The sequence below is a fragment of the Mycobacterium asiaticum genome (assembly GCF_001673635.1).
Lineage (GTDB): Bacteria > Actinomycetota > Actinomycetes > Mycobacteriales > Mycobacteriaceae > Mycobacterium > Mycobacterium asiaticum_C.
This window is the reverse complement of sequence record NZ_LZMH01000065.1, coordinates 22415-28414: the sequence shown is the minus strand read 5'-3', so window position 1 is coordinate 28414 and position 6000 is coordinate 22415. Positions and strand designations below refer to the sequence as shown.

The window sequence follows — 6000 nt, the reverse complement described above, 5'->3', positions numbered from 1 at the left end:
GTTGCGCGATGATGCGATATGCGATGCGCCCGAGCGCGGCCTCGACATCGCGACGATCCGGACGCCCCGCAAAACCGGGTGACCGGGACAGCTTGTCGATGACCCAGTTCAGCAACAGTGAATAAACATAATCGACCTGCTCCCGGCCCGCCGGGGTGAGCGACAACCGGTCGCCGTCGCGCACGACGTAGCCGCCGGCGGCGAGCCGGTTGAAGGTGGGTTCCAGGACTTCGAACGGTATTTGGAGGTTGTCGCCGATGTCGGTGAGGCGCGCGGTGCCGAAGAACTGGGCGTAGCGGTTCACCCGCAGCACCGCCCACAATCCGGCGACGTCAAGCCGGCAATCCGGGCGCAGGGCAATGCTGCGCAATCGCACGCCCGGCTCGCCCCGCAGCATGCGCGCAATCGCGTTCTCCAGCAAGCGCTCCGGTGTCTCTGAGCTCGGCATGCCGAACCCGTCACCGAGGTCGACGGCGCTGTTGTGGATGTCGCGCAGCGGAACCTCGCGCAGGAACAATGCCAACACGAATCCCACCGCGGCGACCGGCGCGGCCCACAGGAACACCTGGGACAGCGATTCGGCATAAGCCCGCACGATCGGTTCGGCGACGGCGGGCGGTTGCCGGTGCAACGCGCCGGGCGAGCTCACGGCGTCGCGGGAGGCGCCGGTGGCCGCCAGCGCCGCGGTCAGCCTGGAACTGAGGAAATTGGCGAACAGCGAGCCGAAGATGGCCGCCCCGAACGAGCTGCCGATGGTGCGGAAGAAGCTGACACCCGACGTCGCGACACCGAGATCCTCGAAGTTCGAGGTGTTCTGCACGATCAGCACCAGCACCTGCATGGACAGGCCGATGCCGGCACCGAGGATGAACAGGTAAACCGACTGCACCAGCGCGGGCGTGGAGCCGTCCATGCGGGACATCAACACGAACGCAAGCGTCATCAGCGCCGTGCCGACCACCGGAAAGACTTTGTAGCGACCCGTCCGGCCCACCAAGCTGCCGCTGCCGGTGGAGGTGATCAGCATGCCGGCGACCATCGGCAGCGTGCGCAGACCCGACGTGGTCGCCGATACCCCGTCGACGTACTGCATGAACGTCGGCAGGAAGGTCATCGCACCCAGCATCGCGAACCCGACCACGAACGAGAGCACGCAGCACACCGTGAAGACCGGGCTGCCGAACAGCCGGATCGGCAGAATGGGCTGCGGGACACGAGTTTCCACCCACACGAACACGCCAAGTGCTGCCGCGGCACCCACGAACAGGCCGATGATGGTTCCCGAGCCCCACGGGTACAAAGTGCCGCCCCAGCTGGTGGCCAGGGTCAAACCGGCCGCGCCCAGCCCGATGAACAGGATGCCGACGTAGTCCACCTGAGGTTTGGTGTAGGCCGTCAGGGACGGAATCGCCGCGGCGGCGACGAGGATGACCACGACCGAGACGGGCAGGTTGATCCAGAACGCCCACCGCCAGGTGAGGTAGTCGGTGAAGTAGCCGCCGAGCAGCGGACCCACGACCGTGGTGACGCCGAATACCGCGCCCAACATTCCCTGGTAGCGGCCCCGGTCGCGCAGCGGGACCACCTCGCCGATCAGCGCGCTGGCCGTGACGGTGATCGCTCCGCCGCCGACCCCCTGCAGGGCCCGGGCGGCGACCAGCATCGTCATCGACTGCGCCAGTCCGCAGAACACCGATCCCACGACGAAGAACAGCACCGCGACCTGGAACACCCGTTTACGCCCGAACAGGTCACCGAACTTGCCGGCTAGCGCGGTGGCGATCGTCGAGGCGAGCAGGTAGCTGGTGACCACCCACGACTGGCGCCCGGCGTCGCCGAGGTCGGCAACGATCGTCGGCAACGCCGTTGCCACGATCGTCTGGTCCAGCGCCGCGAGCAGCATCCCCAGCACGATCGCCAGGAAGATGAAGTTGCGCCGCTGCGAGGTGATCAGCGTGCTATCGGGCGCTGGGTCCTTCGTTGGCTCGGCCGGGACGGTCGGCTGCACCTTCGATGTAGTCACTGCCACCTTTCAAGATCGGGCCCCTGAGAATGCCCCTCATCCCGGCCGCCCAATCAGGTAGGTGTGTGACGAGCGGGGTCAGCTCGGCGGGCGAGAGACACACTGAGCGGAGTACAGCTCCTCGCCCAGCTTGTCCATCAGCTCGAGCTGAGTCTCCAGGTAGTCGATGTGGCTTTCCTCGTCGGCCACAATCCCTTCCAGCAGCGTGGCGCTGGTGCTGTCCTGCTTCTCGCGGCACATGATGATGCCGGGCTTGAGCCGGTCCAGCACCTCGTACTCGATCGCCAGGTCGGCCTCGAACTGCTCGCGCAGGGTCTGGCCGATGCGCAACGAGAAGATGCGCTGATAGTTCGGCAGACCGTCCAGCAGCAGGATGCGGTCCGTGATGGCCTCGGCGTGCCGCATCTCGTCGAACGATTCCGCCCTGGTGTGGCCGGCAAGCTCGGTGAAGCCCCAATTGTCCTGCATCTTGGAATGCAGAAAATACTGGTTGATGGCGGTGAGCTCGCTGGTCAGTTGCTCGTTGAGCAGGCGCAATACATCTGGATCACCTTGCATGATCACTCCTAGGGAAGGCTGTCATGACGTACCGCCGGCTGCTGGGCTGGAGCGAGCCGCGCGGGGTGTAGCAATCTAAATGTAATGCCTTCGGTACTGGTCGGCGCAGGGTTAATTGCGCCGTCGGCGCGTCCGATCGACGCGGGAACCGGCAGCATGTCTGATACTTAGGTTAGACTCTACTAACCCACTTAGGTTAGACTCCACTAATATGCGGCCAGTACGCGGAGTTCTCGGTGACCACTCGGTGGGTGTTTGCTGATGTACGTCTGCCTGTGCGTCGGAGCCACCAATCAGACTGTCTGTGAGGCTGTGGCGCGCGGTGCGTCGACCTCCAAAGAGATTGCTGCGGCGTGCGGGGCGGGCGCCGACTGCGGTCGTTGCCGCCGGACACTGCGAGCGATCCTGGCGGCAGCACGCGTGGAGCAGGCCCAACTGAGCCCCTCTGCCTAGCGTGGCTTAACGCGGGCGGTTGCTGAAATCCGCCAGTGCGGCGGCGTTGGCGGCAGCCCCCATCAATTCGGCGAAGTGGGCGTTTTCGCGTGCCGTGGCGGCGGCGATTTCCGGTCGAAGCGGTTCGAGCATGGTGTGCTTGACCGCCATCAGGCTGGCGATTGGGCGGCCGGCGAGGATGTCGGCATGCCGCCGGGCTTCGGGCAGCAGTTCGTCGGGCTCGCAGACCCGCCAGACCAGACCCATTCGGAGCGCTTCCGCGGCGTCGACCCATTCCGACGACAGCAACAACCAGGCGGCGTTCTGCCGCCCCATCAGCCGTGGCAGCAGGTAGGACGACGCTGCCTCCGGCGCCACACCCAAACTGGTGAACGGGCATTTCAGCCGCGCGGTCGAGGACATAAAGGCCAGGTCGGCGTAGCCCAGGATGGTGGTGCCGATGCCCAGGCCGACGCCGTTCACGGCACAGATCAGCGGTTTGGGAAAGGCGGTCAACGCCTCGATCAGCCCGCGGAAACCGTACTTGCCTTCCTGGAAATCGGGGTCGGTGATGCGCGCCTGCATCTCGGCGAGATCGGTACCGGCGCTGAAGCCGCGCCCGGCGCCGGTCAGCAGAACGACGGCAACCTCTGGATCCTCGGCGGCGTCCAGCAGGGCCTGTGCGGTGGCGTCATAGAGGGCCTCGTTGAAGGCGTTGAGCGCTTCGGGCCGGTTCAGCGTCAGCGTGCGGACCCGGTTGTCGTCGTCGATCAGCAGCGTCACCGCTGGATCCTATCTGCTGCTGTAGACGCGGGTCGGCTCGATCAGTACCACCGCGCGCCGCTCCTGCGCCATCACCCGGTCGTACTCGTCCCAGTCGTCGTGGGAGCCGCCCGCCGCGGTGAACACATCGCGCAGCAACTGCCGCAATTGATCCGGACCGCCCAGCCAGGGCTGCGGGTCGTCAGGCCCGGCCAGCTCCGCGCGGCCTTCGACGGTGGCCCACCGCCAGCCGTTGCGGAAGGTGACGGCCAGCGGGGGTCGTGCTCGGAGGTTGGCCAACTTGACCTTGCCGTAGGTGGTGAAGCCCAGTACCGGCGCTCCCCCGGCCGGGTGCGGCAGCAGGCCCACATTGACCAGCGAAGCCTGTACGGTGCCGTCGGCGCGGACAGTGGAGACCACCGCCAGTCCGCTTTCCGACGATGCCAGTGCCACTGCGTCGACGAGTGTTGTCATGGCGTTCCTCAGTTCACAAAGGGCGTCTTGATGACGTACCGGCTGGTGGGCACGGTGTCGATGTTCTCGTTCGCGCCGAAGGCGGACGTACTGGCAATCATCCGGCCTACCCGGTGCTGCAAGTCGGCGTCGTCGGCGGCCCCGAAGAACGCTTTCAGGTCGGACACCGCTTCCGCCGGAAACAACTCTTCGACGATTGCGGCGATTCCCGGCGCGTCCGGGGTGAGCGCTCGCACCACCCAATTCTGGGTGTAACCGAAGGTGGACTGGGTTTCGATGGCCACCGGGGTGTGGTCGAGTTGCCACCGGTTCAGCCAGGTCGCCTGGTCCAGTTGGGCGGGCCGGCGCAGCAGCGCAATGTTGGCCAAACCCGTTGTGCGGGAACCTGGTTCGGAGACAGGGCCGGCCAGTGGAACCGATTCGGTGACCAGGTAGGCGGCCAGCTGCTCGCATTCGGCGGCGAGCAGGTCCAGCGCCGCCGTGACCTGTGGGCCATAACATTGCTGGGTCCACAGACTCACCACCGCGACCGCCGGCGGGTCCAGTGTCGTAAGCGTCATCATCGACTCGCGCACGGCGTCGTCGCGGACGTTGACCGACAGCCCCGGGATGCCCAGTTGCAGCAATTGATCGGCGACCGGGCCGCGCTGGCGAGCGCACCAGTCCTCGTCCGATTCCGTGCGCCTGAGCACGGCGATGACCTTCTCCATGGGCCGAACCTTACGTCCGTCAGGTGGTAAGGCGTACCGGCAGTTCCTCGCTGATGAGTTCTCCGATGATCCCGGCAAGGCGCCGATAGGCCTCCTCGCGACCGCTGGACGAGCGGAAGACCAGCCCGACGCGTCGCCCGGGCCGGGGTGCGCCGAAGCGGGCGAGCCCGACGCCGCCGCGCGCCGTCTCCACCGACACCGCACTCTCCGGTATCAGTGTCACGCCGAGCCCGCCCGCCACGCACTGCACCGCGGTGGTCAGGGAGGCTGCCCGGGTGTCGGCGAGCTCGGCCTGCACGCCCGCGTTCTGGCAGACATCGAGTGCCTGATCACGCAGGCAGTGTCCTTCGTCCAGGAGCAGCAACGGTAACTCCGCCAGCGCCGCCGCGGGTACCCGCGGCCTGCCCGTCAGCGGGTGCCCGGGCGGCAGGGCCAGCACGAAATCTTCGGCATAGATGGGAATCTCACTGACTCCACTGGTATCTGCGGGCAAGGCGATCAGGGCGGCGTCCAGCGCACCCTCGCGCAGGACCAGCAGTAGCCGATCGGTCTGGTCCTCGACGACGCGCACCGTCAGATCGGGTAGCCGGCGGGCCAGCCCGGCCAGGACGGTGGGCAGGACATAGGGCGCCACCGTCGGGATCAGTCCCAGGCGGATGCTGCCCTGCAGCGGATCGGACACGCCTGCCGCCGCATTGGTGAACGTGTCCGCGGCCTCGATGGCCGCCCGGGCCAACGGCAGCAGCCGCACACCTTCGGCGGTCACTCGGACCTGGCGGGTGGACCGCTCGACCAGGCGAGCGCCCAGCCCGCCCTCCAGACCGGCCAGGGCTTGCGACAAGGTCGATTGACTTACCCCGAGAGTCGTTGCGGCACTGCCGAAATGCTGCTTCTCCGCTACCGCGACGAACGCCCGCAAGCCGGCCAGGGTGGGCTGAAAACTCTTATCGGTCATACCTAATAATACAGTGCTATATATCACCTTTACTTCATGCCGGTGCCCGGGCAATATGGTGACATAACCGTCAAATTTGAATCAGT

At 66.4% G+C, this 6000-nt stretch carries 7 protein-coding genes; 1 reads left to right on the top strand and 6 read right to left on the bottom strand.

All coding sequences use genetic code 11. The features are described from left to right. Both A5645_RS18120 and bfr read right to left on the bottom strand, forming a co-directional pair. A partial coding sequence (locus tag A5645_RS18120) for an MDR family MFS transporter (RefSeq protein ID WP_253867044.1) occupies positions 1-1954 on the bottom strand: 1954 nt, incomplete at its 3' end. A gap of 147 nt (positions 1955-2101) precedes the next feature. Next, positions 2102-2581, bottom strand: coding sequence for a bacterioferritin (gene bfr, locus A5645_RS18115; RefSeq protein WP_065034228.1), 480 nt, complete (start codon positions 2579-2581; stop codon positions 2102-2104). 261 nt (positions 2582-2842) lie between these two features. Here bfr and A5645_RS27240 point away from each other — a divergent pair, with 261 nt between their 5' ends. Continuing rightward, the gene (locus A5645_RS27240; RefSeq protein WP_081288427.1) at positions 2843-3034 is read left to right on the top strand and encodes a (2Fe-2S)-binding protein; all 192 of its coding nucleotides are present in this window, start codon (positions 2843-2845) and stop codon (positions 3032-3034) included. A gap of 6 nt (positions 3035-3040) precedes the next feature. Here the strand turns inward: A5645_RS27240 and A5645_RS18110 are convergent, their stop codons facing one another. The 4 genes from A5645_RS18110 to A5645_RS18095 are packed head-to-tail and all read right to left on the bottom strand — an operon-like array spanning position 3041 to position 5914. Continuing rightward, complete coding sequence (locus tag A5645_RS18110; protein ID WP_065034205.1) at positions 3041-3796, bottom strand: enoyl-CoA hydratase/isomerase family protein; 756 nt, start codon at positions 3794-3796, stop codon at positions 3041-3043. A gap of 9 nt (positions 3797-3805) precedes the next feature. Then, complete coding sequence (locus tag A5645_RS18105; RefSeq protein WP_065034206.1) at positions 3806-4249, bottom strand: TIGR03618 family F420-dependent PPOX class oxidoreductase; 444 nt, start codon at positions 4247-4249, stop codon at positions 3806-3808. A gap of 8 nt (positions 4250-4257) precedes the next feature. Beyond that, a complete protein-coding gene (locus A5645_RS18100) occupies positions 4258-4959 on the bottom strand; it encodes a hypothetical protein (RefSeq protein WP_065130560.1) in 702 nt (233 codons plus the stop codon). 19 nt (positions 4960-4978) lie between these two features. Beyond that, positions 4979-5914 carry a hydrogen peroxide-inducible genes activator gene (locus A5645_RS18095; protein WP_065130559.1) on the bottom strand — a complete coding sequence of 312 codons (936 nt, stop codon included), beginning with the start codon at positions 5912-5914 and terminating at the stop codon, positions 4979-4981. Positions 5915-6000 lie beyond the last annotated feature (86 nt).